We start from the raw sequence: 26,546 nt of genomic DNA on the forward strand, positions 1-26,546 counted from the left end.
GCTTGCGCAGGCACTCGCCGACTGGCCTGAAGCGCTGGCCGACCAATTGCGCCCAAGCCTTGATAGCCTGCAAGCCTTCACCGCCAACGAGCTGCTCGCGGCTGGCAAACTGGCCGGCGACCCTCAAGCCCTGCTGTTGCAGGCCGAGCGTGAGCTGGGCGCCAATCTCGAACAGCTGGCCAACTATGCCCGCGACAGCGACAGCAGCGAGGCTAGCCGTTATCTGCTGCCGTTGTTCGACGCCAGCGTCCACCTGGGCCGCTTGTCGCTGGCCCGTGACAAACTGGTCAGCAGCGGCCGCGCCGAACTGGCCGACGAGGTGGAACGCGAGCTGCAATTGATCCGCGCCCAGGCTCAGGTCATCGACAACCTGCCGTTGCTGGGCGTGACCCGCGCCACCGAATCCAACGCCGATGATTTCGCTGCCATGATGGGCCTGGAAACGCAGGCCGCAGGGGAGCAGGAAGACGTTGCCGTTGGCCTCAAACGCGAATTGCAAAGCCTGCTCAACCGCTACCCGGGCGAACTGCAACGGACCCGCGACCAGATCGAACGGCGTACCGTGCTGGCCGCCAGCACCAACGAACGGCTCGACGCCGTGCAAAAGGCCATTGCCAGCCTTGAGCCTGAAGTGCGCGGCCAGCATGCCCGTATCGCCAGCGAAGTGCGCCTGATCCAAGGCCTGATGATCGGCCTGATCCTGCTGATCGCCCTGCTCATCGACACCTTGCAGCGGCGGCTGACGCGTACCCTGACTGGCTTGGCCCCGGCGCTGTCACGATGGGCCGAAGGCGACTTCGCCGCCCCCATCGCCCTGGGCAAGACCAACCGCGAGTTGCACGACATCCAGGAATCGCTCAATCGCCTGCGTCAGTACTTGGTAGAGCTGGTCGGCACCATCCGCCACAACGCCGAGCAGGTGGCCGGCAGCAGTCACGCACTGGCCGGCATGAGCGCTGCCCTGCATGACGGCGCAGAGCGCCAGGCGGGTGACACCGGGCAGATCCGCGATGCACTGGGCGAACTGGAGGCCACCATTTTGCAAGTGGCCGGTGATGCCAGCTCTGCGGCCGATGCCAGCCGCGCTGCCGGCCGCGCCGTGGAGCAAGGCCAGACGGTTATCGGCCAGAGCCTTGGCGGGCTGCGTACGCTGGTCGATGAAGTACAGGGCAATGCACGCATGATCGAACAGCTGGCCGAGGAGTCGGCCACCATCGGCGGTGTGCTCACGGTGATCAGGTCGATCGCAGAGCAGACCAACCTGCTGGCGTTGAACGCCGCCATCGAAGCCGCCCGCGCGGGCGAGATGGGCCGCGGCTTTGCCGTGGTCGCAGACGAGGTACGCTCGCTGGCGCAACGCACCACTGGCGCCACTGGCGAGATCCAGGCCTTGATCGACCGGCTGCAGCAGGCGGCAAGGGAATCGGTGACGGGCATGCGCGCGCAACTGGAACACGCCCAAGCTACAGCTGACCAGGCACAGGCTGCCGATGGCGCGCTGGACGAAATCGTCAACGCGATCCGCACCATAGCCAATACCGCAGTGCGCATTGCTGACGTCACGGCGCAGCAGAGTGATGCGGTGAGCGAGATCCGGGGGCACAGCGAGCGGATTCATGAACTGGGTGAAGACAACCTGCAGCGCATCGGTGAAGGGCGTGAGCAGGGCGAGCAATTGCTGACCCTTGGTGGCGAACTGAACCGGGCGGTGCGGGCCTTCAGGCTGTGATCGTTTGCCTGCCCCGCCCCCCAACGAAGGCCAACTCCGCTATCATGCCCGGCACGTTCCACCCCGCGAGGACGCCATGCGCCGCCTGTTTTTCCTGCTTTTCCTGCTGCTGGCCAGCCCTGCCTTCGCCACGGGCCTGCTCGACAACCGCCCCAGCGCCACTCTCGGCGCCGCCTCGCTGAGCAACAGCGCAGACTTTCTGCCAGTACACGAAGCCTTCAAGCTCAGCCTGGTCCAGGCTGATGCGCACACCCTCAAGCTGCGCTTCGTCGCCACCGACGGCTATTACCTCTACCGCCATCGCTTCCAGTTCCGCACCGAGCCGGCAGACATCGCCCTGGGCTCGCCGAACATTCCCAAGGGCGAGGCCAAACACGATGAGTTCTTCGGCGACGTCGAGGTCTACCACGGCGTACTGGACATCGAACTGCCGCGCACCGACGCTCGCGCCTTCACCCTGCTGGTCGGCTACCAGGGCTGTGCCGACAAGGGCCTGTGCTACCCGCCAGAGACGGCACGCCTGAGCATCGACGGCGCAGGGGGTAGCACCGCCGACGCCCCCGCGACGGCCAGCGAACAAGGCTGGAGCTGGAAATCACTGCTGCTGTTCTTCCTCGCCGGGGTTGGCCTGACCTTCACGCCCTGCGTGTTGCCGATGCTGCCGATCCTCTCTGGCGTGGTCTTGCGTGGCCAGGTCGGTGGCCTGCGCGGCCTGGCCCTGTCGCTGGCCTATGTGCTGGCCATGGCCGCCAGTTTCGCCATGCTGGGCGCATTGATGGGCCTGTTCGGTGCAAGCCTGAACCTGCAGGCGCGGCTGCAATCGGCGTGGGTGCTGGTGCCTTTCGCGCTGTTCTTCGTGCTGTTCGCCCTGGCCATGTTCGGCCTGTTCGAACTCAAACTGCCACAGGCCTTGAGCAATCGCCTCGATACCCTCGCCCACCGCACCAAGGGCGGCTCGCTGCTGGGCGCAGCGGTGCTGGGCGTGCTGTCCAGTCTGCTGGTTTCGCCGTGCGTCTCGGCACCTCTGGCCGGCGCCTTGCTGTATATCAGTGCCAGCGGTGACGCCCTGGGTGGCGCTCTCAAACTGTTCGCCCTGGGCCTGGGCATGGGCGCGCCGTTGTTGGTGGTGGCCACGGGGGGCGCGGCCTGGCTGCCAAAGAGCGGGCCTTGGCTGAACACCGTGAAAAACGCTATTGGTGTACTGCTGCTGGGCCTGGCCATCGGCCTGCTCAGCCGCGTACTGCCGGGGCCGGCGACCTTGTTGCTGGTCGGGTTCCTGAGCGTGGGCGTGGCCGTTTTCCTCGGGGCGCTGGAGTTCGTGGTCAAGGCGCCACGCCAACGTCTGGCGCAACTGCTGGGCCTGGCCCTGCTGGTGTACGGCCTGGCCTGCTGGTACGGCGCCCTGCATGGCCAGGGCGACCCGCTGCGCCCATTGCCAGCACCCGCGCCGGCAAGTGCCGGCAGTGGCCCGGCAGCCTCGGTGGATGCCTGGCAAACCGTCACCACGCCTGCTGCACTCGACGCGGCACTGGCCGAGGCGAAAGCGGCGGGGCAGCCCGTGTTGCTCGACTGGTACGCCGACTGGTGCATCAGTTGCAAGGTCATCGAGCATGAAGTCCTCAACGCAGCGCAGGTCCAACCCCAACTGAGCGCCTTCAAGTTGCTGCGTTTCGACATCACCGAAAGCAACGCCGAGCAACGTACCCTGCTCGACCGCTATCAGCTGTTCGGCCCGCCTGCACTGTTGTTCTTTGCCGCGAACGGCAGCGAAATGACCACCGATCGGGTCATTGGCGAGATAAACGCCGCCGAATTCGCGGGTATTCTGGCGCGCATGCGCGGCAAACTCGGTCTATAACTTCCCGCGTGCCGGCATAATTCTGCGAAGGAGTGACCAGATTTAATTTTTTGGTCACATACTTCGCGCGAACCTCGGACATCGTGCTGGCTATTGCCGGGAACTGGACACTTGCGGTCGCTTTACGGCACACTCGCCGCGCTGTGTCGAATTGCCCTACAAATCCAAGGAATCTGCAGATGGCAACGCTACTGGTGCTTCACGGCCCCAACCTGAACATGCTCGGGCTTCGCGAACCGAGCCACTACGGCGCCGTGACCCTGGCCCAGATCAACCAGGACCTGGAGCAGCGCGCGCGCGCCGCGGGCCATCACCTGCAATACCTGCAGAGCAATGCCGAGTACGAGCTGATCGACCGGATTCACGCCGCACGCAACGAGGGTGTGGACTTCATCCTGATCAATCCGGCTGCTTTCACCCACACAAGCGTCGCATTACGTGACGCATTGCTTTCGGTGAGCATCCCATTCATCGAAGTGCACCTGTCAAACGTGCACAAACGCGAACCGTTCCGTCACCACTCCTACTTCTCCGATGTAGCCGTAGGGGTGATCTGCGGTCTGGGCGCCAGCGGGTATCGCCTGGCCCTGGAGGCCGCACTGGAACACCTGGCTGCCAACGCACAGCCCTGATGATAGAAGCCCTGGCCTGAGTGGGCCGGGGTTCGAGAAAAACGTTTCAGATACGTTTTTAACTTATGCCCCCTGACCGAACCTTTGGGAGTTGATGATTAATGGATATCCGTAAAGTCAAGAAACTGATCGAGCTGCTGGAAGAGTCTGGCATCGACGAACTGGAGATCAAGGAAGGCGAAGAGTCGGTCCGTATCAGCCGTCATAGCAAGACCCCAGCCGCTCAGCAGTTCTACGCACCTGCGCCAATGGCTGCCGCACCTGCTGCTGCTCCGGTCGCTGCTGCTGCGCCGGCTGCCGAAGCTGCCGCCACTGCCCCGGCGCTCAAAGGCACCGTGATCCGCTCGCCAATGGTCGGCACCTTCTACCGCAAACCTTCGCCGACCTCGCCGAACTTCGCTGAAGTGGGTCAGAGCGTGAAGAAAGGCGACACGCTGTGCATCGTCGAAGCGATGAAGATGATGAACCACATCGAAGCCGATATCGGCGGCGTTATCGACGCCATCCTGGTGGAAGACGGTCAGCCGGTTGAGTTCGACCAGCCGCTGTTCACCATCGTTTGATTCGCGGAGAGCCAACGATGTCTGGGAAGCTGGAAAAAGTCCTGATCGCCAACCGCGGGGAAATTGCCCTGCGGATCCTGCGTGCCTGCAAAGAACTGGGCATCAAGACCGTCGCCGTGCACTCCACGGCCGACCGTGAACTGATGCACCTGGGCCTGGCAGACGAGTCGGTCTGCATTGGTCCTGCTTCGTCCAAAGATTCGTACCTGCATATCCCGGCGATCATCGCCGCTGCCGAAGTGACAGGCGCCACCGCCATCCACCCGGGTTACGGCTTCCTCGCAGAGAACGCCGATTTCGCCGAGCAGGTAGAGAAGTCCGGTTTCGCCTTCATCGGCCCGCGCGCCGACACCATTCGCCTGATGGGCGACAAGGTGTCGGCCAAGGACGCGATGATCAAGACCGGCGTACCGACCGTACCAGGTTCCGATGGCCCGCTGCCGGAAGACGAAGAGGTCGCCCTGGCGATCGCCCGTGACGTCGGCTACCCGGTGATCATCAAGGCCGCCGGTGGTGGTGGTGGTCGCGGTATGCGCGTGGTGCACAAGGAAGAGGACCTGATCGCCTCGGCCAAGCTCACCCGTACCGAAGCCGGTGCCGCCTTCGGCAACCCGATGGTCTACCTGGAGAAGTTCCTGACCAACCCACGTCACGTGGAAGTTCAGGTGCTGTCCGACGGCCAGGGCAACGCTATCCACCTGGGCGACCGCGACTGCTCGCTGCAGCGTCGTCACCAGAAAGTACTGGAAGAAGCACCTGCTCCGGGCATCGACGAGAAGGCCCGCCAGGAAGTCTTCAAGCGTTGCGTCGATGCCTGCATCGAGATCGGCTACCGTGGCGCCGGCACCTTCGAGTTCCTGTACGAAAACGGCCGTTTCTACTTCATTGAAATGAATACCCGTGTGCAGGTTGAGCACCCGGTCTCGGAGATGGTCACCGGTATCGACATCGTCAAGGAGATGCTCAGCATCGCCGCTGGCAACAAGCTGTCGATCCGTCAGGAAGACGTGGTGATCCGCGGTCACTCGCTGGAGTGCCGGATCAACGCAGAAGACCCGAAGAAGTTCATTCCGAGCCCAGGCAAGGTCAAGCACTTCCACGCCCCGGGTGGCAACGGCGTTCGCGTCGATTCGCACCTGTACAGCGGTTATTCGGTTCCGCCGAACTACGACTCGCTGATCGGCAAGCTGATCACCTACGGCAAAGACCGCGATGAAGCCATGGCCCGCATGCGCAACGCCCTGGACGAAATCGTCGTCGACGGCATCAAGACCAACATCCCGCTGCACCGCGACCTGGTGCGTGATGAAGGTTTCTGCAAAGGCGGCGTGAACATCCACTACCTCGAGCACAAACTGGCCAACCAGGAGTGATCGCGTTAGCGTGATGCAACACGAACCCCGGCCCTGTGCCGGGGTTTTTTGTGGGGCTTTCTCACGCCAACGGTCATGCAGCCCCCCATTTACTGGCCCGATCGCGGGCAAAGCAGCGCCTTCGGTCAGATCACCACACTGAAAAACACTGAAGGGCCTAAGGAAGCCGGCTTGCCGGCCATTGAGCTGCAGGCAGCGCCTCAAGCCATCCACAAACACCCCGCACTCGCGTAAACTGCCAGCCTTCGCGCAGCCTCGGGCTGCCCCTCTCGATTTACCAAAGGTGCCCGCCATGCCTTGGCTGCAAGTACGCCTGGCCATCAGCCCGGAACAAGCCGAAACCTACGAAGACGCCCTGCTCGAAGTCGGCGCCGTGTCGGTCACGTTCATGGACGCCGAAGACCAGCCGATCTTCGAACCCGACCTCAACACCACGCCGCTGTGGTCGCATACCCACCTGCTGGCACTGTTCGAGGCCGACGCCGACCCTGAACAGGTGTTCGCTCACCTGCGCCTGCTGACCGGCACGCAGCTGCCGGAACACCAGGCCGAAGTGATCGAGGATCAGGATTGGGAACGCAGCTGGATGGACAACTTCCAGCCAATGCGCTTCGGCCGCCGCTTGTGGATCGTGCCAAGCTGGCACGAGGCTCCGGAAAAGGACGCCGTGAACCTGCTGCTTGACCCAGGCCTGGCCTTTGGCACCGGCACCCACCCAACCACCGCCCTGTGCCTGGAATGGCTCGACGGCCAGCAGCTCGAAGGCACCCAGGTCCTGGACTTCGGCTGCGGTTCGGGCATTCTGGCGATTGCCGCACTGTTGTTGGGCGCACGCGAAGCGGTCGGTACCGACATCGACGTGCAGGCCATCGAAGCCTCGCGTGACAACGCCCAGCGCAACGGCGTCGCCGACGAGAAGCTGGCGCTGTACCTGCCCGAGCATATGCCGGCCATGCAGGCCGACGTGCTGGTCGCCAATATCCTCGCAGGCCCTTTGGTCTCGCTGGCGCCGCAGCTGTCCGGCCTGGTACGCCCAGGCGGCCTGCTCGCATTGTCTGGCATCCTCGCCGAACAGGGTGAGGAAGTGGCCGCAGCCTACGCTGCCGACTTCGAGCTGGACCCGATCGTCGTACGCGACGGCTGGGTACGCATCAGTGGTCGCCGCCGCTAAGCGGGCCTAAAATACTTTTCTGCACAGCTCCCGGATCGCCGCATGACCGACAGTTTCGTCACCCAGTGCCCGCATTGCCAGACCAGCTTTCGCGTCACCCACCACCAATTGAGCGTGGCGCGTGGGGTCGTGCGCTGCGGCCATTGCCTGCAGGTGTTCAACGCGGCGAAGCAACTGCTGGAGCAGAACCGCGCCAGCGCCGCCCCGGCAGTGCCGCCAATCCCGGCGGTTGGGCCAGTCACTGCGCCCGAACCACCGGTCAGCGAGCGCCCAGCCGCCGAGCCGCAAGACTGGGCAGCCACAGCTCAAGCCCTCGACGAACTTGACCTGGACCAGGAATTGGCCCGCCTCGAACGCCGTGGCAAGTCAGACGAGCCGCGCCCCGCCGCCCCTGTCGATGCACTACAGGCGCGGCGTAACGAGCCCGCCGCCGAGCCCCATGGCGACGAGCTGTTCGGTAATGCGACCGACGATCACCATGAGCCGCTGGAGCCCGAAGAGCCCGCCCCGGTACTGCTCAAGCCAGAGCCGCTGGACCTGGAGCCTGCCCCGGGTGATCGCACCGAGCCCACGCTGGACGGCAACCTGGACCTGGACTTCGATGATGAACCTGCCGTGCATCGGCCTGCCGAGCGCGACAACCCGAACGACTTCCCCGAGCGGCTGCCGCCAGATGACGAACCCGTTCACGAAAAGGGCCTGAGTGCCCGTGATGATGACGATACGGATCTGCATCTGTCGGCGCACGATGACACCCCTGACCCGGGGCTGACCGGCGAGCGCCTTGAACCTGGCTTCACCGCCAAGGCCTCGCGTGCGTCACGCAAGGAGCCGCTCATCGACGTGGTCGACGACCCTTTGCAACTGGGCTGGGAAAAACCGCGCCCCCACTGGGGCAAACGCCTGCTCTGGAGCGTGCTCACGCTGCTGGCCGCCGGCCTGCTGGCCTTCCAGTACGTGTGGTTCCATTTCGATGAAATGGCGCGCCAGGACCAGTATCGCCCGCTCTTCCAGCAGCTGTGCCCGATGCTTGGCTGCGAGGTGCCTACCCGTGTCGATATCGGCCGGATCAAGAGCAGCAACCTGGTCGTGCGCAGCCACCCGGACTTCAAAGGCGCGCTGATCGTCGACGCGATCATCTACAACCGTGCCCCCTTTGCCCAGCCGTTCCCTCTGCTGGAGCTGCGTTTTGCCGACCTCAATGGCCAATTGATCGCCAGCCGGCGCTTCAAGCCGAGCGAGTATCTCTCGGGTGAACTGGCCGGCCGTGGCGAAATGCCCAGCCAGACGCCAATCCACATTGCACTGGATATCCTCGACCCTGGCCCTAGAGCGGTGAATTACAGCTTGAGCTTCCGCTCCCCCGAATAGACGCCGAGCTGCAAGCTACAAGAGAAGCGAGCCGACAACCGGTCTGCCCCCTCTTGCCGCTTGCAGCTTGCAGCTTGTAGCGCCTGGTCATAAGCCTGCAACTGTTCAGAATTTATCCAAATCCATCTTTATCCGGTCACCGAGAGCGGGTATTATGCCAACCCTTTTTCGACTCCAATGATTCGGCCCCACAACAGGGAACACCTATGTCGGCGGTACGCATCGGCCCATATACACTACGTAACAACCTGATCCTCGCGCCCATGGCCGGGGTCACGGACCAGCCTTTCCGTACACTTTGCAAGCGCCTGGGCGCGGGCATGGTGGTGTCGGAGATGGTCAGCAGCGACATGAGCCTGTGGAACAGCCGCAAGTCCAGCCTGCGCCGCATTCACGAAGGCGATCCCGAGCCGCGCTCGGTACAGATCGCCGGTGGCGATGCGCAGATGATGGCAGCGGCTGCCAGGGCCAACGTCGAAGCTGGCGCCCAGATCATCGATATCAACATGGGTTGCCCGGCAAAAAAAGTCTGCAACAAAGCTGCAGGCTCTGCTTTATTGAGAGATGAAGCTCTGGTCAGCGAGATTCTCCACGCCGTGGTCGGCGCGGTGGACGTCCCGGTGACCCTGAAGATCCGCACCGGTTGGGACCGGGCGAACAAGAACGGCCTGAACGTGGCGAGAATCGCCGAGCAGGCTGGCATCCAGGCGCTGGCGGTGCATGGCCGCACACGCGCCGACCTGTACACCGGCGAAGCCGAATACGACACCATCGCTGCCATCAAGCAGGCGGTGTCCATTCCGGTTTTTGCCAACGGCGATATCACTTCGCCAGAAAAGGCCCGGGCGGTGCTGGACGCCACCGGCGTCGACGGTCTGCTGATTGGCAGGGCCGCCCAAGGGCGGCCCTGGATCTTTCGCGAGATCGAGCATTACCTGGGGACGGGCCAGCATTTGCCGGCCCCGCAGCTGGACGAAGTGGAACGTATTCTGCTGGAGCACCTTGCCGCGCTGCACGCCTTCTATGGCGATGTGATGGGCGTACGTATCGCCCGTAAGCACGTCGGCTGGTACCTGGCAACACGACCCGGCGGCAAGGAGTTTCGCTCCCGGTTCAACGCTTTGGAAGACACACAAGCGCAGTGCGCCAACGTTCGAGCTTTTTTCAGCGAACGTCGACAGAGCCTTGAGACAGAGGACGGACAAGGGGTGGCCGCATGACGATGATGACCGAGACATTAGTGAGTGGAACAACGCCCGTGAGCGACAACGCCAACCTCAAACAGCACCTCAACACGCCGAGCGAAGAGGGCCAGACCCTTCGTGACAGCGTCGAGAAGGCGCTGCACAACTACTTCGCACACCTGGAAGGCGCTACCGTCACTGACGTGTACAACCTGGTGCTCTCCGAAGTAGAGGCGCCCCTGCTCGAAAGCGTGATGAATTACGTCAAGGGCAACCAGACCAAGGCCAGCGAGATGCTCGGGCTCAACCGAGGCACCCTGCGCAAGAAACTCAAGCAGTACGACTTGTTGTAAGCCAGAATCCCAATCAGAAAAGGCGGCTCCCTGAACAGAGGCGCCTTTTTTGCTGACTCCACCGCGTTATTGGAATCCGAAATGACCGACCAGACTACCCGCCTGCCAGTCCGCCGCGCCCTGATCAGCGTCTCCGACAAGACCGGTATCCTCGAATTCGCTCGTGAGCTGCAGCAGCTCGGTGTCGAGATCCTGTCCACCGGCGGCACCTACAAGCTGCTCAAGGACAACGGCGTGAACGCGGTGGAAGTGGCCGACTACACGGGCTTCGCCGAAATGATGGACGGCCGGGTCAAGACCCTGCACCCGAAGATCCACGGCGGCATCCTCGGCCGTCGCGGTGTCGACGACGCAATCATGAACGAGCACGGCATCAAGCCGATTGACCTGGTCGCCGTCAACCTCTACCCGTTCGAAGCCACCATTGCCAAGCCTGGCTGCGACCTGCCGACCGCCATCGAGAACATCGACATCGGCGGCCCGACCATGGTCCGTTCGGCTGCCAAGAACCACAAGGACGTCGCCATCGTGGTCAACGCCGGCGACTACGCCAGCGTTCTCGAAGGCCTCAAGGCCGGCGGCCTGACCTACGCCCAGCGTTTCGACCTGATGCTCAAGGCCTTCGAGCACACGGCGGCGTACGACGGCATGATCGCCAACTACATGGGCACCATCGACCAGGCCAAGGACACGCTGTCCACTGAAGCACGCAGCGAGTTCCCGCGCACCTTCAACAGCCAGTTCGTCAAGGCTCAGGAAATGCGCTACGGCGAGAACCCGCACCAGAGCGCTGCGTTCTACGTTGAAGCCAACAAAGGCGAAGCCAGCGTTTCCACCGCCATCCAGCTGCAGGGCAAGGCGCTGTCGTTCAACAACGTGGCCGACACCGACGCCGCGCTGGAGTGCGTGAAGAGCTTCGTCAAGCCGGCCTGCGTCATCGTCAAGCATGCCAACCCCTGCGGCGTCGCCGTGGTGCCTGAGGACGAGGGCGGTATCCGCAAGGCCTACGACCTGGCCTACGCCACCGACAGCGAGTCGGCCTTCGGCGGCATCATCGCCTTCAACCGTGAACTGGACGGCGAAACCGCCAAGGCCATCGTCGAGCGCCAGTTCGTCGAAGTGATCATCGCCCCGAAAATCTCCCAGGCGGCCCGCGACGTGGTGGCTGCCAAGCAGAACGTACGTCTGCTGGAGTGCGGCGAGTGGCCAGCCGAGCGTGCCGCCGGTTGGGACTTCAAGCGCGTCAACGGTGGCCTGCTGGTGCAGAGCCGCGACAACGGCATGATCACCGCCGAAGACCTGAAGATCGTCACCAAGCGTGCACCGACCGAGCAGGAAATCCACGATCTGGTGTTCGCCTGGAAGGTGGCCAAGTTCGTCAAGTCCAATGCCATCGTCTACGCCAAGCAGCGCCAGACCATCGGCGTCGGCGCTGGCCAGATGAGCCGCGTCAACTCCGCGCGCATCGCTGCCATCAAGGCAGAGCATGCCGGCCTGCAAGTACAAGGTGCGGTCATGGCGTCGGACGCGTTCTTCCCGTTCCGTGATGGCATCGACAATGCCGCTAAAGTGGGTATCAGCGCCGTGATCCAGCCAGGTGGTTCGATGCGCGATGCCGAGGTGATCGCTGCCGCTGACGAAGCCGGCATCGCCATGGTATTCACCGGTATGCGCCACTTCCGCCACTGATAGCAGCGGCAAGCTTTACGCTGCAAGCTGCAAGCAAGAGCAGGGCAAATTGCTCCTGCTTGCAGCCACAGCCCCTTGAATCCCTGAGTTGTGAGCACTTGAAAGGATCAGCGCCAACCGCTTTCTTTTGACGCTTGCAGCTTGCAGCTTCTCCGAAGGAGCCTGTAATGAAAGTTTTGATCATCGGCAGCGGCGGCCGTGAGCACGCCCTGGCCTGGAAAGTCGCCCAGGACCCACGCGTCGAGAAAGTATTCGTCGCCCCTGGCAACGCCGGTACCGCCATTGAAGCCAAGTGCGAGAACGTTGCCATCGACGTGACCGCCCTTGAGCAACTGGCAGACTTCGCCGAGAAGAACGTCGACCTGACCATCGTGGGCCCCGAGGCGCCACTGGTCATCGGTGTGGTGGACCTGTTCCGCAGCCGCGGCCTGGACTGCTTCGGCCCGACCAAGGGCGCGGCCCAGCTGGAAGGCTCCAAGGCATTCACCAAGGACTTCCTGGCTCGCCACAAGATCCCGACCGCCGACTACCAGAACTTCACCGAGATCGAGCCGGCCCTGGCCTACCTGCAGGAAAAAGGCGCGCCGATCGTGATCAAGGCCGACGGCCTGGCTGCAGGCAAAGGCGTGATCGTCGCCATGACCCTGGAAGAAGCCGAAGCTGCCGTGCGTGACATGCTCGCAGGCAACGCCTTTGGCGAAGCCGGTTCGCGCGTGGTGATCGAAGAGTTCCTCGACGGCGAGGAAGCCAGCTTCATCGTGATGGTCGACGGCCACAACGTGCTGCCAATGGCCACCAGCCAGGACCACAAGCGCGTGGGTGACCAGGACACCGGCCCGAACACGGGCGGCATGGGTGCCTACTCCCCTGCCCCAGTCGTTACCGCCGATGTCCACCAGCGCGTGATGGACCAGGTGATCTGGCCGACCGTGCGCGGCATGGCCGAAGAAGGCAACGTGTACACCGGCTTCCTGTATGCCGGCCTGATGATCGACAAGGCGGGCAACCCCAAGGTCATCGAGTTCAACTGCCGCTTTGGCGACCCGGAAACCCAGCCAGTCATGCTGCGCCTGGAATCGAGCCTGGTGCTGTTGATCGAAGCCGCTTTCGCCAAGGCGCTGGACAAGGTCGAAGCGCAGTGGGACCCGCGCCCGAGCCTGGGTGTGGTGCTGGCTGCCGGCGGGTACCCGGGCGACTACGCCAAGGGCGACGCGATCAGTGGCCTGGAGGCCGCAGCCAAGATCGAAGGCAAGGTGTTCCATGCCGGTACTTCGCTCAAGGACGGCCAGGTCGTGACCAACGGTGGCCGCGTGCTCTGCGCCACGGCCATGGGCAGCACGGTCGCAGATGCCCAGCAGCAGGCTTACCGCCTCGCCAAGGAAGTCACCTGGAACGGTAGCTTCTACCGTACCGACATCGGCTATCGGGCCATTGCCCGCGAGCGCGGTGAACACCAGCAATAACCTTGACCGGATAGCCGCAGCGTCTTGCGCGTGCGGCTTTCGGCTCGTCGACATGGCCCCCTCGGGGCCTTGCCTTCGACTTGGCGCGCCGCGCATAGTTACTCCACGGCACATCAGCTAGGAAGGGATCTCGTAGTGCGTCGGCTTCGGATTGCCACAGCTCTGATCGTCAGCTTGCTGACCCTGCTCTGCCTGCTCCCGGCTTCGGCCGACCAAGGCGGAGGCTGGTCCGTTTTGCTCGACGAACAAGCCAACCTGCAATTGAGCGACGTCCGCTCGGATCGCTATCGCAACCAGTTCAGCCCCACTACCCTGGGCGACCTCGATGCAGCACCGTCGCAACAGGCCCTGTGGCTACACTATCGCCTCGAACCGGGTGAGCAGGAGCGACTGTTGCGGGTCTTCGCCCCGGACCTTTCACGCCTGGACCTCTACGCCCTGGAGGGCGACAGGCTGCTACGCCAGCTGCACCACGGCCGCCAGGCCGGCAACGCCAGCCCGACCCTGCGTGGCAGCGATCACGTATTGCCCCTGCCGAACAGCCCGACCGCGGTGGACGTCTACCTGCGCCTGGTCTCCGAGCATCAACTGCGCCCGGCCATCACCCTGGAGCCTGCGGCGGTCGCCGCTTCAAACCAGGGCCAGCCATTGCTGTTCGGCATGCTCTTCGGCGGCCTGGCCATGCTCATCCTGCACAACCTGATCCGCTTTCTATACACCCGCTCCAGCACCACCCTGGTCCTTGCGTTGTACCACGGGCTGATGCTGCTCAGCGGCCTGATCCTGCTCAACCTCAGCGGCCCCTGGTGGCACCTGTGGCACAGTGCGCAAACCCCGGCCGCCTACCTGACCCTGGTGTTGGCGGGCCTCGCGGGGCTGTATTTCACCCAGCACTTCTTCTCGCGCTGCAATTCACCGCAGCTCAATCGCTTGCTGCAGGGCGAAATGCTGGTGGCCGCGGTCAGCGGCCTGATCCTGCTGTTCGTCGATACCCTGCCGCTCAACCTGATGACCTACGCCCTGCTGGCCTTGGGCAGTGTGAGCATGCTGCTGGTCAGCAGCTACCACTGGTACAAAGGTTATGCACCGGCACGCCTGTTCAGCCTGGCCATGATCGTGTTCAACCTGGGCGGGCTGGTGTTGCTGCCGGCCCTGCTCGGCCTGACCCGCACCTCGACGCCCTGGCTGCTGTGCATTCTGCTCGGCTTGACCGTGGCCAGCGGCCTGCTGCTCAACCTGGCGGTCAGCGAGCGCCTGCGGCGCATGAGCGAAGAGCGCTTCAGCGCCAGCCGCGCACTGGCGGCCAGTGACGCCGAAATCAATGCCAAGGCCGAGTTCCTGGCCAAGATCAGCCATGAAATCCGTACCCCCATGAACGGCGTGCTGGGCATGACCGAACTGCTGCTGGGCACGCCGCTGTCGGTCAAGCAGCGTGACTACGTGCAGACCATCCACAGCGCCGGCAACGAACTGCTCACACTGATCAACGAGATTCTCGACATTTCCAAGCTCGAGTCGCGGCAGATCGAACTGGACGATGTGCAATTCGACCTCAATGCCCTGATCGAAGACTGCCTGAACATCTTCCGCGCCAAGGCCGAACAACAGAACATCGAGCTGATCAGCTTCACCCAGCCGCAGGTGCCACGGGTCATCAGCGGGGACCCGACGCGCCTGCGTCAGGCCCTCTCCAGCCTGCTGGAAAACGCCCTGAAAAACACCGACCACGGCGAAATCCTCCTGGTCGTTGCACTGGACCAGCGCAGCGAGGTGCCGCGCCTGCGGATCGCCGTGCAGGACAGCGGCGAGCCGTTGCCTGCGGCCGAGCGCGAAGCCCTGCTGCAGGCAGAGCTGCACAGCCACCACTTCCTGTCCAGCAACAAGCTTGGCGGCCACCTTGGGTTGATCATCGCCAAGCAACTGATCGGCCTGATGCAGGGCGAATTCGGCATCAAGAGCAGCACCAGCATGGGCAACACCCTGTGGCTGACCCTGCCGCTCGACCCCTCGCGGCTGGAGCAACCCTTGGCCGACCTCGACAGCCCATTGCGTGACGCCCGGGTGCTGGTGGTGGACGACAACGACACCTGCCGCAAGGTGCTGGTGCAGCAGTGCAGCGCTTGGGGCATGAACGTCAGTGCCGTGCCCTCGGGCAAAGAAGCCCTGGCCCTGCTCCGGACCAAGGCGCACCTGCGCGACTATTTCGACGCGGTCTTGCTCGACCAGAACATGCCCGGCATGACCGGCATGCAGCTGGCCGCCAAGATCAAGGAAGACCCCAGCCTGAACCACGACATCCTCGTGGTGATGCTCACCGGTATCAGCAATGCACCGAGCAAGGTCATTGCCCGCAATGCCGGGGTCAAGCGCATCCTGGCCAAACCGGTGGCCGGCTACACGCTCAAGACCACCCTGGCCGAAGAGCTGGCCCAGCGCGGCCGCGAACAGACCGTGCCGATGCCCCTGCCAGGCACCCCGCCCACTCACGAGCTGCCGGGCGACTTCCGCGTGCTGGTCGCCGAAGACAACAGCATCTCGACCAAGGTGATCCGCGGCATGCTGGGCAAACTCAATCTCGAACCGGATACCGCCAGCAATGGCGAGGAAGCCCTGCAGGCCATGAAAGCCCAGCGCTACGACCTGGTGTTGATGGATTGTGAAATGCCGGTGCTCGACGGTTTCTCCGCCACCCAGCAACTGCGCGCCTGGGAGGTCGCCAACCAGCGCCAGCGCACCCCGGTGGTGGCACTGACCGCGCACATCCTCGCCGAGCACAAGGAGCGCGCACGGCTGGCCGGCATGGATGGGCACATGGCCAAGCCGGTGGAGCTGTCGCAATTGCGCGAGTTGATCCAGTATTGGGCGAACCAGCGGGAAACCAAGACCGATCCGCTGCATACCTCCTAACGATAAAGCGCTGCCGCAGCGGCCTGGATTACAGCAGCGCTGCATGGAACTGCGGTTGCTGCGCAGCCCTTCTGCGCCACCAGGCCGCTCCGACAAAGGACTCACCCTCATGCTTCACGAGTTGTTCAGTGTCTACCTGAAGATGCTGGTGCTCTACAGCCCGTTTTTCGTGCTGTCGTGCTTCATCAGCCTGACCCGTGGCCACTCCAGCAAGGAGCGCAAGCAGCTGGCCTGGAAGGTTGCGTTCGCCGCATTGGTGGCCAGTGTGTTGCTGTACCTGTTCGGGCGGGCGATCTTCGGCATTTTCGGCATCACGGCCGATGCCTTCCGCATCGGCGCCGGCAGCGTGCTGTTCATCTCGGCATTGGGGATGGCCCAGGGCAAACCGGCCGTGCAGGCCGACAACGTGCAGCAGGACGTGACCATCGTACCGCTGACGATCCCGCTCACCGTAGGCCCGGGCACCATCGGCGCGCTGCTGGTGATGGGCGTCAGCCAGCCGCACTGGGACGACAAGTTACTGGCCATCGTCAGTATCGCGCTGGCCAGCTTCACCGTGGGCCTGGTGCTTTATCTGTCGCACGGCATCGAGCGCCTTCTCGGTGAGCAAGGCCTGCAGATCGTCAGCCGCCTGATGGGGCTGTTCGTCTGCGCCTTGGCGGCGCAGATCATCTTCACCGGCATCAGGGGCTACCTGGTCGGCTAGCCCCGCCACTTACGGCGCAACAGGGTACCAACGCGGGGTATAGACCCACTGCCCACCCTCGGCACGGGCAAAGGTGCAGGTAGTGGAAGAGCCAACCAGCACCATGGTACGCATGTCGACCATCTCAGGCATCAACTCGGCGAGGGTGACCACCTTGAGCGTCTGCCCCGGCCTGCCGATGTCACGCCCCAGCACTACGGGTGTATCGCCATCCCGGTGCTGGCGCACGATTTCCAGCGCGCGGCCAAGCTGCCAGGGGCGCGAACGCGAGATCGGGTTGTAGAAGGCAAGCACCAGGTCGGCCTGGGCTGCCAGGCCCAGCCGATGTTCGATGGTCGACCACGGTTTGAGATTGTCCGATAGCGACATCACGCAGAAGTCATGCCCCAGCGGCGCGCCCGCTTGAGCGGCGGTGGCCAGCGAGGCCGAAACCCCCGGCAGGATCTGCAGATCGACGCGATGCCAGGCGGGGTCAGAGGACCCGTGCAGCGCTTCCAGCACGGCTGCGGCCATGGCGAAGACCCCCGGGTCACCCGACGACACCACCACCACCGAGCGCCCCTGGGCGGCAAGCTCGAAAGCATGACGCGCGCGCTGCATCTCTTCGCGGTTGTCGGTGCAATGTTGCACCTGATCGTCGCGGAACGGCCCGGCCATGCGCACGTAGGTTTCGTAACCGAGAATGTCCTCGGCGCCTGCCAGCTCGGCTTTGACCGCCGGCACCATCAGCTCGGCGGCGCCAGGGCCAAGGCCGATGACGGCCAGGCGGCCACGCTTGCGGCCCAGCTGGTTGACCTTGACTGGTGCCGATGCCAGCGCAATGACCAAGCCCGCCTGCTCGATCAGGCGCGCATCCGGCAGTGCTGCGGCGGCCATGCTGACAAGCGTGCTTTCTTTGGCCGCAAAACGCAGTGCGACACCCAGCGTCTCGGCCGCTGCCAGCAAGGACGGTTCGGCCATGGCCTGTTCGGCGGCCAGCAGGCACGCCAGTGACTGCTCGGCGATGCCCGCTTCACGCAGGGCATCATTGACGCGTTCGACCAGATCAGCGCCGCCCGCATCCACCGCAACCACCACCGAACGGGGGCGGATCAGCAACTCGTCACGGCTGGCCGGGCGCGCAGTGCATCCCACATGAATGGTGCGCTGGGCAGCTTCACTGGTTGGCAATTGGGCCTGAGCCAGCCACGGCGCATCGCCCTCGATGCGTGCGGCTTCGCCCGCCAGCAGATCGGAAACGAAACGCTTGCCCTGTTCGATGTCCGCCAGGGCGTAGCCTTCGGGTGGGTTCAGCAGGCAGGTGCCGAAACGCAGCTCGCCACTGGTGGTGATCGCCGGGGCCACGCCCAGCGCTTCAGCGATCTCCCGGGCCATGAGGTTGACGCCGCTCAGCCCGCCCAGCAGCGGCACTACCGCACTGCCGTCCTCGGCCACCGCCAGCACCGGCGGCTCCGCGCCTTTCTCGCTGAGCAGGCTGGCCAGGCTACGGATGACGATACCCGCCGCACACAGGGCAATGATCGGCGTGTCTTGCCGGTAGAGGTCGCGCAACGTGTCGCCAAAGTTTTCGTAATACTGGTCGGCCAGGTCGACCCGACCACTCAGGCCGTGCAGCGTTGCCTGTGGATACCGCTGCTGAATGCGCCGCGCGGTGGCTACGCTGCCAGCGCCGAGCACGATGATCGCCGGTGCCTTGTGCATGCTCATCCCTGCCATTTTTCACCCGGCACGATGATCAGCGAGAAGTACGGTGATGACTGTGGGTCCACCTGGTCCAGCGCGACGATTTTCTGATTGGCCATGGTCGCCCGTTCCACGTACAGCGCTCGGCTGTCCAGGCCCAGTTCGCCCAGCACCTGCCGCACCTTGGGGAAGTTGCGGCCCAGCTTCATGATTACCGCCGCGTCGGCGTCGGCCAGGCGCCGCTTGAGCTCTTCGGCCGGCAGCACCCCCGACAGCACCGACAGGCTCTGGTTACGGTAGACCAAAGGGGCCCCCAGTACCGAGGCGCCGCCCAGCATCGAGCAGACGCCAGGGATCACTTGCGCGTCATAGCGCTGCGCCAGACGGTCATGCAGGTACATGTAGGAGCCGTAAAAGAACGGGTCGCCTTCGCAGATCACCGCCACATCGCGGCCAGCATCGAGGTGCTCGGCCACTTGCACGCTGGCTTCGTCATAGAAATCGCTGATGACCTGCTCGTAGGACAACGGTGCCGGCAACGCCTCGGTGGTCACCGGATAGACCAACGGCAGCAGCGTTTGCGCTGGCTGCAGGTGCGACTCGATGATGCCGAAGGCATTGCCACGCTTGCCCTTGGCCACGAAGTAGGCGACCACCGGGGCCTCGCGTAGCAAGCGCAGGGCCTTGAGGGTGATCAGCTCAGGGTCGCCAGGGCCTACGCCCAGGCCCAGCAGACGTCCACGCGGCGCCATCATTCCACCTCCGTGGCGAGGGCATTGACCGCCGCCGCCGCCATCGCGCTACCGCCCAGGCGGCCCTGCATGATCACGAAGGGTACCCCTCGGCTATCTGCGGCAAGCATGGCCTTGGACTCCGCCGCACCGACGAAGCCAACCGGGAAGCCGAGGATCAGCGCAGGCTTGGGTGCACCTGCATCGATCATTTCCAGCAAGTAGAACAGTGCGGTCGGTGCGTTGCCGATCACCACCACGCTGCCCTCCAGGTAGGGCCGCCACAGTTCCAGGGCCACCGCCGAGCGGGTATTGCCGGCATCTTTGGCCAAGGCTGGGACACTCGGGTCGCGCAGGGTGCAGATCACTTTGTTGTCAGCGGGCAGACGTGCACGGGTGATACCTTCGGCGACCATGTGCGCATCGCATAGGATCGGCGCGCCGTTGGCCAGGGCCTCGCGCCCGGCGCGGCCTGCACCTTCGGAGAACTGCAGGCCGTCGATGGCCTCGACCATGCCGCAGGCATGGATCACACGAACGGCGAGTTTCTCAAGGTCCGCGGGGATCCGCTCGAGCCGGGCCTCCTCACGGATGATCCGGAAAGAATTGCGATAGATCTCCTGACCATCGCGGATGTAATCAATCATCAAGGTGCTCCGTCGGCAGGTCGAGCATGGCGCCTGCTTCGTTCAAGGTGAGGTTGGCGGCGCGCAGGGCGCCGAAGCCCGGCAGGCGCGCGTCACGCAAATAGAGGTCATAGCGGCCCGGCGAGCGGGCCAGCAGCGTGGCCGGGGCGACATGGGCCACGGCGCAGGATCGGGGGCAACCCGACAGGTGCACACTGGCAGGCGCGCCCGCAGGCAACAGGGCGGCCAGGGCCACGGCATCGGCCTTGGTATCGCCGTGCGCCTTGGCGCAGCCGCTGGCGCCGGTGCAGGCAACCAGGCGGGCCAGGGGCTCATGGCTGTGGCACAGCCAGCCAAGGGCCGAAAGCTCACGTTGCGCCGCAGCGATGCGCGTGCCAGCGATAGAGGTCAGCATCAGGCTTTGCCAGGGGCTCAGGCGCAGGCTGCCATCGCCGTGTTCACGGGCGATGCGCGCCGCACCGCGCAGCATGTCGGCGTTGAGCCTGCCAAGCGGCGGGGCAATGCCCAGGGCCATGCCTTGCTGCTGCTGAACGGCGCCGAGCCATGAGCGGTGGCTCGCTGGGCGGCGCCACGCGAGCACGGCATCATCCCGGCGGATTTCCAGCCCCAGCCCCGCGATGAACCGCTCCACTGAGCAGTTTTCCAGCAACTGGCGCATGCGCGCCTGCTCCGGGCTGGCCAGATCGAGAAAGCGCTCAAGCACTGCACGCACCAGCGCCAGCCCCTGCTCTACCGGCACCGCACCCAGCACCTGGCCGTCAGCCGGGCAGCCGGCCAGGCCGAACGCCAGCCAGGTGCGTTGTTCGAGCCGCAATGCGCAAAGCCATAGATCGTGCGGGTGCTCGAGCATCGCCAGGCCTTCGCCGCCGTCCAGTTGCAGGGCGAACTTGGCCGATAACTGATGAAAGCGCGGTGTGCCTTGCAGCAGGTCGAGGATGTGTTCGGCCAGGGGGCGAACATCCAGCACCATCATGGGGTCATGCCCGGCCAAAGGGCTGAGCATCAGGTTGCGCACATCGTCACTGGCAGCATCGCGGGGGCCCAGGCCTGCTGCCAGCAGGCTTTCGATCAGGCCGGCGTGATCATCGCCAATGCCACGGATCTGCAGGTTGCCGCGGTTGGTCGCCTCGATCACGCCACCGGCGAAGCGCTCGGCAGCCGCCGCCACGGCATCGGCCTGATCGGCCAGCAACAGCCCACCGGGCAGCTTGATCCGGCAGATCCCGCCATCCAGGGCGCTGACGATGCGCCACAACCCCGGGCAAGCCGAGGGACGGGGCGACACGGGTGGGGTATGGACCTGCTTCAAAGGGGCGTCCGGCAATCGCTGAAAATGCGCTTGAGTGTAGAAGGCGCGGTATTATGCCTGCTTTGTCCGGCGGCATGAAAAGCCGGTGGTCGAGCATCGCTGGCGATTGAACAGAAATTCATCACCGCGTCGCCCCCTTTGCCGGCTGAGGGGGGCAACGCGCCCCCAAAAAAATGGCGGATCGGAAACACATGACACCCTGGCTGACAGTAATTGGCATCGGCGAAGACGGCTTCAGTGGGCTGGGCAAGCAAGCCCGGCGCGCCCTGCTCGGCGCTTCGCGGATCATCGGCAGCCCACGTCAGCTGGCCCTGCTACCGCGCTGCGTGAGCGCCGCCCGAGAGGGTTGGCCGAGCCCGTTCTCGCTCGCCCCGGTACTGGCCCGGCGCGGTGAGCAGGTGTGCGTGCTCGCCAGCGGTGACCCGATGTTCTACGGCGTCGGCGCCAGCCTGGCGCGGCAGGTGCCGGCCCAAGAGCTGCAGGTGCTGTCGATGCCCTCGTCCTGCGCCCTGGCCGCCGCCCGTCTTGGCTGGCCGCTGCAGGACGTGCAGGTGGTGTCTGTGGTCGCACGCCCCCTGGCCGCTCTCAACGCCCACCTTTACAGCGGAATGCGCTTGCTGGTGCTGAGCAACGACGGTGACAGCCCTGCAGCCATCGCCGCCCTGCTGCGCGAGCGCGGTTTCGGGCCGAGCCGCCTGCAGGTTTTCGAGCACCTCGGCGGCCCTGCCGAACGCCACCTGGCGGGCATCGCCGATGATTGGGCCCAGCCCCAGGTGGCCGCGCTGAACCTGGTTGCCATCGAGTGCCAGGCCACGGCCGACGCTCCGCGTCGCTCACCCACGGCCGGCCTGCCGGACGATGCGTTCCGGCACGACGGCCAGCTGACCAAACGTGACGTACGCGCCATCACCCTGGCCCGCCTGGCCCCGCAGCCAGGCGAGTTGCTGTGGGACGTGGGCGCAGGCTGTGGCTCGATCGGCATCGAGTGGATGCGCGCCCACCCGGCCTGCCGAACACTGGCAATCGAAGCCGACGAGGGCCGCCAGGGCTTCATCGAGTACAACCGTGATGCCCTGGGTGTCCCCGGCCTGCAACTGGTGCGCGGCAAGGCACCGCAGGCCTTGGCCGAGCTGGAGCGCCCGGATGCGATCTTCATCGGCGGCGGCGTCACCCGGGAAGGCGTGCTGCCGTTGTGCTGGGAGCGGCTGCGCCCAGGGGGGCGATTGGTGGCCAATGCCGTGACACTGCAAAGCGAACTGGCACTGGCGCACTTTCGCCAACTGCATGGCGGTGAACTGACGCGCATCCATGTCGCCCAGGCCCAGCCATTGGGCGCCTTCGACACTTGGCGCCAGGCCTTGCCGATCACGTTGCTCGACGTGGTGAAGCCCCTCGATGCGTGAAGAAACCCGCGAACAACCTGCGCCGCTGCGCAGCGGCCTGACCACCGGCAGCTGCGCCACGGCCACCAGCCTGGCGGCAGCGCGCCTGCTGTTGACCGGTGTGTGCGCTGACGCCGTGAGCATCACCCTGCCCAAGGGCAAGGTGGTACAGATGCGCCTGGAATTCTGCCGCCGCGAGGGCGAGCACGCCGAAGCTGGCACACTCAAGGACGCCGGCGACGATCCCGATGTCACCCATGGCGCGCTGCTCTACAGCCAAGTGCGTTTACAGCAAGCGCCGGGCATACGCTTTGTCGCTGGGGTGGGTGTCGGTACCGTCACCCGCCCCGGCCTGGTACTCGCCGTGGGCGAGCCGGCGATCAACCCGGTACCGCGGCGCATGATCAGCGAACACCTGCAGCAACTGGCCAACGACTGCGCCTATCGCGGCGGCTTCGAAGTCACGGTCAACGTAGCGGGCGGCGAGCAGTTGGCGCTCAAGACCATGAACCCGCGCCTGGGCATCCTCGGCGGGTTGTCGATTCTCGGTACCAGCGGCATCGTGCGGCCCTTCTCCTGCGCGGCCTACATCGCCTCCATCCACCAGGGCATCGATGTCGCCCACACCAATGGCTATACCCACATCGCTGCCTGCACCGGCAATGCCAGCGAAGACACCATGCGCCGCGTGTACGGCCTGCCGGAAATTGCCTTGATCGAGATGGGCGACTTTGTCGGCGCGGTGCTCAAGCACCTGCGCAAGGTGCCGGTGCCACGCCTTTCACTGTGCGGTGGGTTTGGCAAGATCAGCAAGCTGGCTGCCGGGCACATGGACCTGCACAGCCGCCACTCGAGCATCGACCTGCCGCAACTGGCCGGCTGGGCCGCAGACATCGGCGCCGATGCCGACCTGCAGGCCGCGATCAGGGCAGCCAACACCAGCCAGCAAGCCTTGGCGCTGGCGCACGCCGCCGGCATAGCCCTGGGCGATGCGGTTTGCGAGCACGCCCTGGCGTTCGCCCGCAGCGTGGTGCCTGCACAGGTGCAGGTGGAAGTGTTCGCCATCGACCGCCAGGGCGGCATCGTCGGCAAGGCAGGTGTGCAATGAACCGGCGCATCCTGCTGCTCGGCGGTGTCACCGAGGCACTGGCCATCGCCCGCCGGCTTGGGCCGCAGCATGTCTACAGCCTGGCGGGCATCGGCCGGGTGCCGGAAGGTCTGGCCTGCCAGGTGCGGGTCGGCGGCTATGGCGGGGCTGAAGGCCTGGCCGCCTACCTGCGCGAGGCGGGTATCACGTTGCTGATAGACGCCACCCACCCCTATGCCGCGCAGATCAGCCGCAATGCCGCCGTCGCCGCACGCGCCGTGGGCATCCCGTGCTGGGCCTTGCGTCGCCCGGCATGGCAGGCCCAGCCCGGTGACGACTGGCGCGAGGTGGAGGACTGGGCGGGGCTGATCCATGCACTCAAGCCATTCCGTCGGCCGTTGTTCACCTTGGGGCGCGAGCCGCTGCAGCATCTGGATGAGATTCCGCCAGAGCAGTTCTGGACCCTGAGGGCGTTACAGGCCTGCCCGGGTAACGATCGCTGCGAAGTGATCGGTGCGCGGGGGCCGTTTCACCTTGACGATGAGCGAATGCTGTTCGCCCGGCGCGCTATTGATGTGCTGGTCAGCAAGAACAGCGGCAGCGTTGCGACCGAGCCCAAGCTTGAGGTGGCGCGGGAACTTGGCATTCCGGTGCTCATCCTGAAACGCCCAGCGCTGCCGCCCGTGGACCTGGAGCTGGCGTCAGTCGCGCAGCTGCTTTCAACACTGGATCTTGCGTAGGTCGCTTCGAGTCCTACAACCGCTTCAGCGTTTTCCGCTGGCTGCCGAATGGCCATGGGCCGCTGCGCTGGCGTAAACTCGCCGCTCTCCCCCGGAAGGCGTCAACCATATGGAAATGCAATGGTGGATCTGGCTTGTCTTCGGCATCGCGCTGATCCTGCTCGAACTGATCCTGCCCACGTTCTTCATCATCTGGTTCGGCATCGGTGCCGTGCTGGTGTCACTCATCTCGCTCGCCGCCCCCACCCTGCAACTGGATATGCAGGTACTGGCGTGGGTGCTGTTCTCCTCGGTCACCACCGCACTCTGGTTCAAGCTGTTCCGGCGCAAGCAGCCGGATGTGCGCTGGACGGCCGACAGCGTGATCGGCGAAGTGGGGCTGCTGATCAGCAGCGTTTCGCAATTCCAGAAAGGCCGTGTGCGGTTTCAGAAACCGATATTGGGCAACGAGGAATGGGTCTGCGTCGCCGACAGCGATATCCCGTCAGGCGAGCGTGTACGTCTTGTCGCCATCGAAGGCAATACTGCCCGGGTCATCCGGGCCTAACCGCATTAAAAGGAAGTTCGCATCATGACCAGCCTCATCGTCGTCGGCACGCTCGCCGTTTTCGTCCTGATCACTGTCTTCAAGGGCGTACGCATCGTACCCCAGGGGGAGGAGTGGATCGTCGAGCGCCTGGGGCGCTACCACAGCACGCTCAAGCCTGGCCTGAACATCGTCATCCCGTTCATGGACGTGGTCGCCTACCGCCTGCCGACCAAGGACATCATCCTCGACGTGCAGGAGCAGGAAATCATCACGCGCGACAACGCGGTGATCGTCGCCAATGCTTTGTGCTTCGCCAAGGTGGTCGACCCGCAGAAGGCCTCCTATGGCGTGCAGAATTTCTCGTTCGCCGTCACCAGCCTGACCATGACATCGCTGCGCGCCATCGTCGGCGCCATGGACCTGGACGAAGCGCTGTCCAGCCGCGAGCAGATCAAGGCACGCCTGCGAGAGGCCATGTCCGAACAGACCGAAGACTGGGGTGTGACCGTCCGTTCGGTAGAAATCCAGGACATAAAGCCATCGCAGAACATGCAGCTGGCCATGGAGCGCCAGGCCGCGGCCGAACGTGAACGTAAAGCCGACGTGACCCGTGCCGAAGGTGCCAAGCAGGCCGCCATTCTCGAGGCCCAGGCGCGCCTGCAGTCGGCCAAGCTCGATGCCGAAGCGCAAATCAACCTTGCCGAGGCTTCGGCGAAGGCGATTTCGCTGGTCAAAGAGGCGGTGGGCACTGAGACGGTACCCGCCATGTACTTGCTGGGTGAGCGATATGTCGGCGCCATGGAGAACCTGGCGAGCAGCAACAATGCAAAAGTGGTGGTGCTGCCAGCTGATTTGCAAGAGACCGTGCGTGGCTTGATGGGCCGTAACAAGGCTTGATGGCTGGAGTAGCTTCATGGCCGGCGATGGGCTACACAGCAGCCCATCTACCCGCCTGCGTCACTTCACCGCACCCCATCATTTTTACCTATACTGCGCCGTACAATACCCACCACGATTCCTGACCGGATCTCTCCATGCCCCCACGTCGGCACATCGCCTGGATAGCCTGCCTCGCAGTGCTGTTCAACCTGCTGGCCATGCCGCTGTCCTCTGCCGCGCCCAAGGGCCCGGCCGAGCAGCTGCTGTGGGGGGCTTTCTGTTCCAGCGCGGTTGGTAAGGCCAAGGTAGACGTTCAGGCTCTGGCCAAGATCGACCTCGGCACGCAAAGCGACGATCACTCGAACATGCAGCACTGCTGGTGCTGTTCGGGTGCCACGCCGTTGCTGGCCCTGCCAGGTTATCCGCCACAACTGCACAACCCACCCGCGTTGGCGGCTGCGCATGCGCCACCGCCCGCCGATTACCAAATGACGCCGCGCCAGCTCTGGCCCGCGCTCAATCCCCGCGCCTCTCCCCTGGTCTGAGTTCATCACGCTGTT

The 26,546-nt window shown here is 64.6% G+C and carries 23 protein-coding genes; 19 read left to right on the forward strand and 4 right to left on the reverse strand.

Annotation, left to right across the window (positions count from 1 at the left end; translation table 11 throughout):
• Nucleotides 1-949: 949 nt before the first annotated feature.
• The 13 genes from ABRP30_RS24745 (at nt 950) to ABRP30_RS24805 (ending at nt 16,999) form a co-directional block, all read left to right on the forward strand.
• Complete coding sequence (locus ABRP30_RS24745) at nt 950-1,729, forward strand: methyl-accepting chemotaxis protein (protein ID WP_372490510.1); 780 nt, start codon at nt 950-952, stop codon at nt 1,727-1,729.
• A gap of 76 nt (nt 1,730-1,805) precedes the next feature.
• Nucleotides 1,806-3,587, forward strand: a complete 1,782-nt coding sequence (locus ABRP30_RS24750) for a protein-disulfide reductase DsbD (protein WP_349976259.1) — start codon at nt 1,806-1,808, stop codon at nt 3,585-3,587.
• Nucleotides 3,588-3,766: 179 nt separating this feature from the next.
• Nucleotides 3,767-4,219 carry a type II 3-dehydroquinate dehydratase gene (aroQ, locus tag ABRP30_RS24755; protein WP_349976260.1) on the forward strand — a complete coding sequence of 151 codons (453 nt, stop codon included), beginning with the start codon at nt 3,767-3,769 and terminating at the stop codon, nt 4,217-4,219.
• 101 nt (nt 4,220-4,320) lie between these two features.
• On the forward strand, nt 4,321-4,782 hold the full coding sequence (accB, locus tag ABRP30_RS24760) for an acetyl-CoA carboxylase biotin carboxyl carrier protein (protein ID WP_241806183.1): 462 nt from the start codon (nt 4,321-4,323) through the stop codon (nt 4,780-4,782).
• Nucleotides 4,783-4,799: 17 nt separating this feature from the next.
• Nucleotides 4,800-6,155 carry an acetyl-CoA carboxylase biotin carboxylase subunit gene (accC, locus tag ABRP30_RS24765; RefSeq protein WP_241806184.1) on the forward strand — a complete coding sequence of 452 codons (1,356 nt, stop codon included), beginning with the start codon at nt 4,800-4,802 and terminating at the stop codon, nt 6,153-6,155.
• A 292-nt stretch (nt 6,156-6,447) separates the two neighbouring features.
• Nucleotides 6,448-7,326, forward strand: a complete 879-nt coding sequence (gene prmA / locus ABRP30_RS24770) for a 50S ribosomal protein L11 methyltransferase (protein ID WP_267819006.1) — start codon at nt 6,448-6,450, stop codon at nt 7,324-7,326.
• Nucleotides 7,327-7,368: 42 nt separating this feature from the next.
• Nucleotides 7,369-8,697, forward strand: coding sequence for a DUF3426 domain-containing protein (locus ABRP30_RS24775; RefSeq protein ID WP_349976261.1), 1,329 nt, complete (start codon nt 7,369-7,371; stop codon nt 8,695-8,697).
• Nucleotides 8,698-8,903: 206 nt separating this feature from the next.
• Nucleotides 8,904-9,917, forward strand: coding sequence for a tRNA dihydrouridine synthase DusB (dusB, locus tag ABRP30_RS24780; protein WP_241806187.1), 1,014 nt, complete (start codon nt 8,904-8,906; stop codon nt 9,915-9,917).
• Nucleotides 9,914-10,234, forward strand: a complete 321-nt coding sequence (fis, locus tag ABRP30_RS24785) for a DNA-binding transcriptional regulator Fis (protein WP_008093076.1) — start codon at nt 9,914-9,916, stop codon at nt 10,232-10,234. Before dusB ends, fis begins: the two co-directional genes overlap by 4 nt.
• Before the next feature lie 81 nt (nt 10,235-10,315).
• Nucleotides 10,316-11,923, forward strand: coding sequence for a bifunctional phosphoribosylaminoimidazolecarboxamide formyltransferase/IMP cyclohydrolase (purH, locus tag ABRP30_RS24790; RefSeq protein WP_241806188.1), 1,608 nt, complete (start codon nt 10,316-10,318; stop codon nt 11,921-11,923).
• Between the two features lie 167 nt (nt 11,924-12,090).
• The gene (purD, locus tag ABRP30_RS24795) at nt 12,091-13,386 is read left to right on the forward strand and encodes a phosphoribosylamine--glycine ligase (protein ID WP_039602987.1); all 1,296 of its coding nucleotides are present in this window, start codon (nt 12,091-12,093) and stop codon (nt 13,384-13,386) included.
• A 135-nt stretch (nt 13,387-13,521) separates the two neighbouring features.
• Complete coding sequence (locus ABRP30_RS24800; RefSeq protein ID WP_349976262.1) at nt 13,522-16,293, forward strand: response regulator; 2,772 nt, start codon at nt 13,522-13,524, stop codon at nt 16,291-16,293.
• A 109-nt stretch (nt 16,294-16,402) separates the two neighbouring features.
• Nucleotides 16,403-16,999, forward strand: coding sequence for a MarC family protein (locus tag ABRP30_RS24805; protein WP_349976263.1), 597 nt, complete (start codon nt 16,403-16,405; stop codon nt 16,997-16,999).
• 9 nt (nt 17,000-17,008) lie between these two features.
• Here ABRP30_RS24805 and cobJ read toward each other — a convergent pair whose 3' ends face one another.
• Genes cobJ through cobG form a run of 4 tightly spaced genes read right to left on the reverse strand, consistent with a single transcriptional unit; the run spans nt 17,009 to nt 21,384 of the window.
• Nucleotides 17,009-18,700 carry a precorrin-3B C(17)-methyltransferase gene (gene cobJ / locus ABRP30_RS24810; RefSeq protein WP_349976264.1) on the reverse strand — a complete coding sequence of 564 codons (1,692 nt, stop codon included), beginning with the start codon at nt 18,698-18,700 and terminating at the stop codon, nt 17,009-17,011.
• A gap of 2 nt (nt 18,701-18,702) precedes the next feature.
• Nucleotides 18,703-19,434, reverse strand: coding sequence for a precorrin-2 C(20)-methyltransferase (locus ABRP30_RS24815; RefSeq protein WP_241806191.1), 732 nt, complete (start codon nt 19,432-19,434; stop codon nt 18,703-18,705).
• Nucleotides 19,434-20,060: a precorrin-8X methylmutase gene (locus tag ABRP30_RS24820; protein WP_267819025.1), complete on the reverse strand. Its 627-nt coding sequence runs from the start codon at nt 20,058-20,060 to the stop codon at nt 19,434-19,436. Before ABRP30_RS24820 ends, ABRP30_RS24815 begins: the two co-directional genes overlap by 1 nt.
• A complete protein-coding gene (gene cobG / locus ABRP30_RS24825) occupies nt 20,053-21,384 on the reverse strand; it encodes a precorrin-3B synthase (protein ID WP_349976265.1) in 1,332 nt (443 codons plus the stop codon). Before cobG ends, ABRP30_RS24820 begins: the two co-directional genes overlap by 8 nt.
• A gap of 176 nt (nt 21,385-21,560) precedes the next feature.
• On the opposite strand from cobG, the gene cbiE reads away from it, so the two are divergent.
• The 6 genes from cbiE to ABRP30_RS24855 all read left to right on the forward strand — a co-directional run bounded on the left by cbiE (nt 21,561) and on the right by ABRP30_RS24855 (nt 26,531).
• Complete coding sequence (gene cbiE, locus ABRP30_RS24830) at nt 21,561-22,772, forward strand: precorrin-6y C5,15-methyltransferase (decarboxylating) subunit CbiE (protein ID WP_267819029.1); 1,212 nt, start codon at nt 21,561-21,563, stop codon at nt 22,770-22,772.
• Nucleotides 22,765-23,859, forward strand: coding sequence for a cobalt-precorrin-5B (C(1))-methyltransferase (locus ABRP30_RS24835; protein WP_267819031.1), 1,095 nt, complete (start codon nt 22,765-22,767; stop codon nt 23,857-23,859). The genes cbiE and ABRP30_RS24835 overlap by 8 nt, the downstream gene beginning before the upstream one ends.
• Nucleotides 23,856-24,578 carry a cobalt-precorrin-6A reductase gene (locus ABRP30_RS24840; protein WP_349976266.1) on the forward strand — a complete coding sequence of 241 codons (723 nt, stop codon included), beginning with the start codon at nt 23,856-23,858 and terminating at the stop codon, nt 24,576-24,578. Before ABRP30_RS24835 ends, ABRP30_RS24840 begins: the two co-directional genes overlap by 4 nt.
• A gap of 109 nt (nt 24,579-24,687) precedes the next feature.
• On the forward strand, nt 24,688-25,125 hold the full coding sequence (locus ABRP30_RS24845; RefSeq protein WP_241806197.1) for an NfeD family protein: 438 nt from the start codon (nt 24,688-24,690) through the stop codon (nt 25,123-25,125).
• A 24-nt stretch (nt 25,126-25,149) separates the two neighbouring features.
• The gene (locus ABRP30_RS24850; RefSeq protein WP_241806198.1) at nt 25,150-26,004 is read left to right on the forward strand and encodes an SPFH domain-containing protein; all 855 of its coding nucleotides are present in this window, start codon (nt 25,150-25,152) and stop codon (nt 26,002-26,004) included.
• A gap of 137 nt (nt 26,005-26,141) precedes the next feature.
• On the forward strand, nt 26,142-26,531 hold the full coding sequence (locus ABRP30_RS24855) for a DUF2946 domain-containing protein (protein ID WP_241806199.1): 390 nt from the start codon (nt 26,142-26,144) through the stop codon (nt 26,529-26,531).
• The last annotated feature ends 15 nt before the right edge of the window (nt 26,532-26,546 follow it).

Origin of the sequence: Pseudomonas sp. WHRI 8519, assembly GCF_040224055.2 — a bacterium.
In the GTDB taxonomy this organism is placed as follows: domain Bacteria; phylum Pseudomonadota; class Gammaproteobacteria; order Pseudomonadales; family Pseudomonadaceae; genus Aquipseudomonas; species Aquipseudomonas putida_X.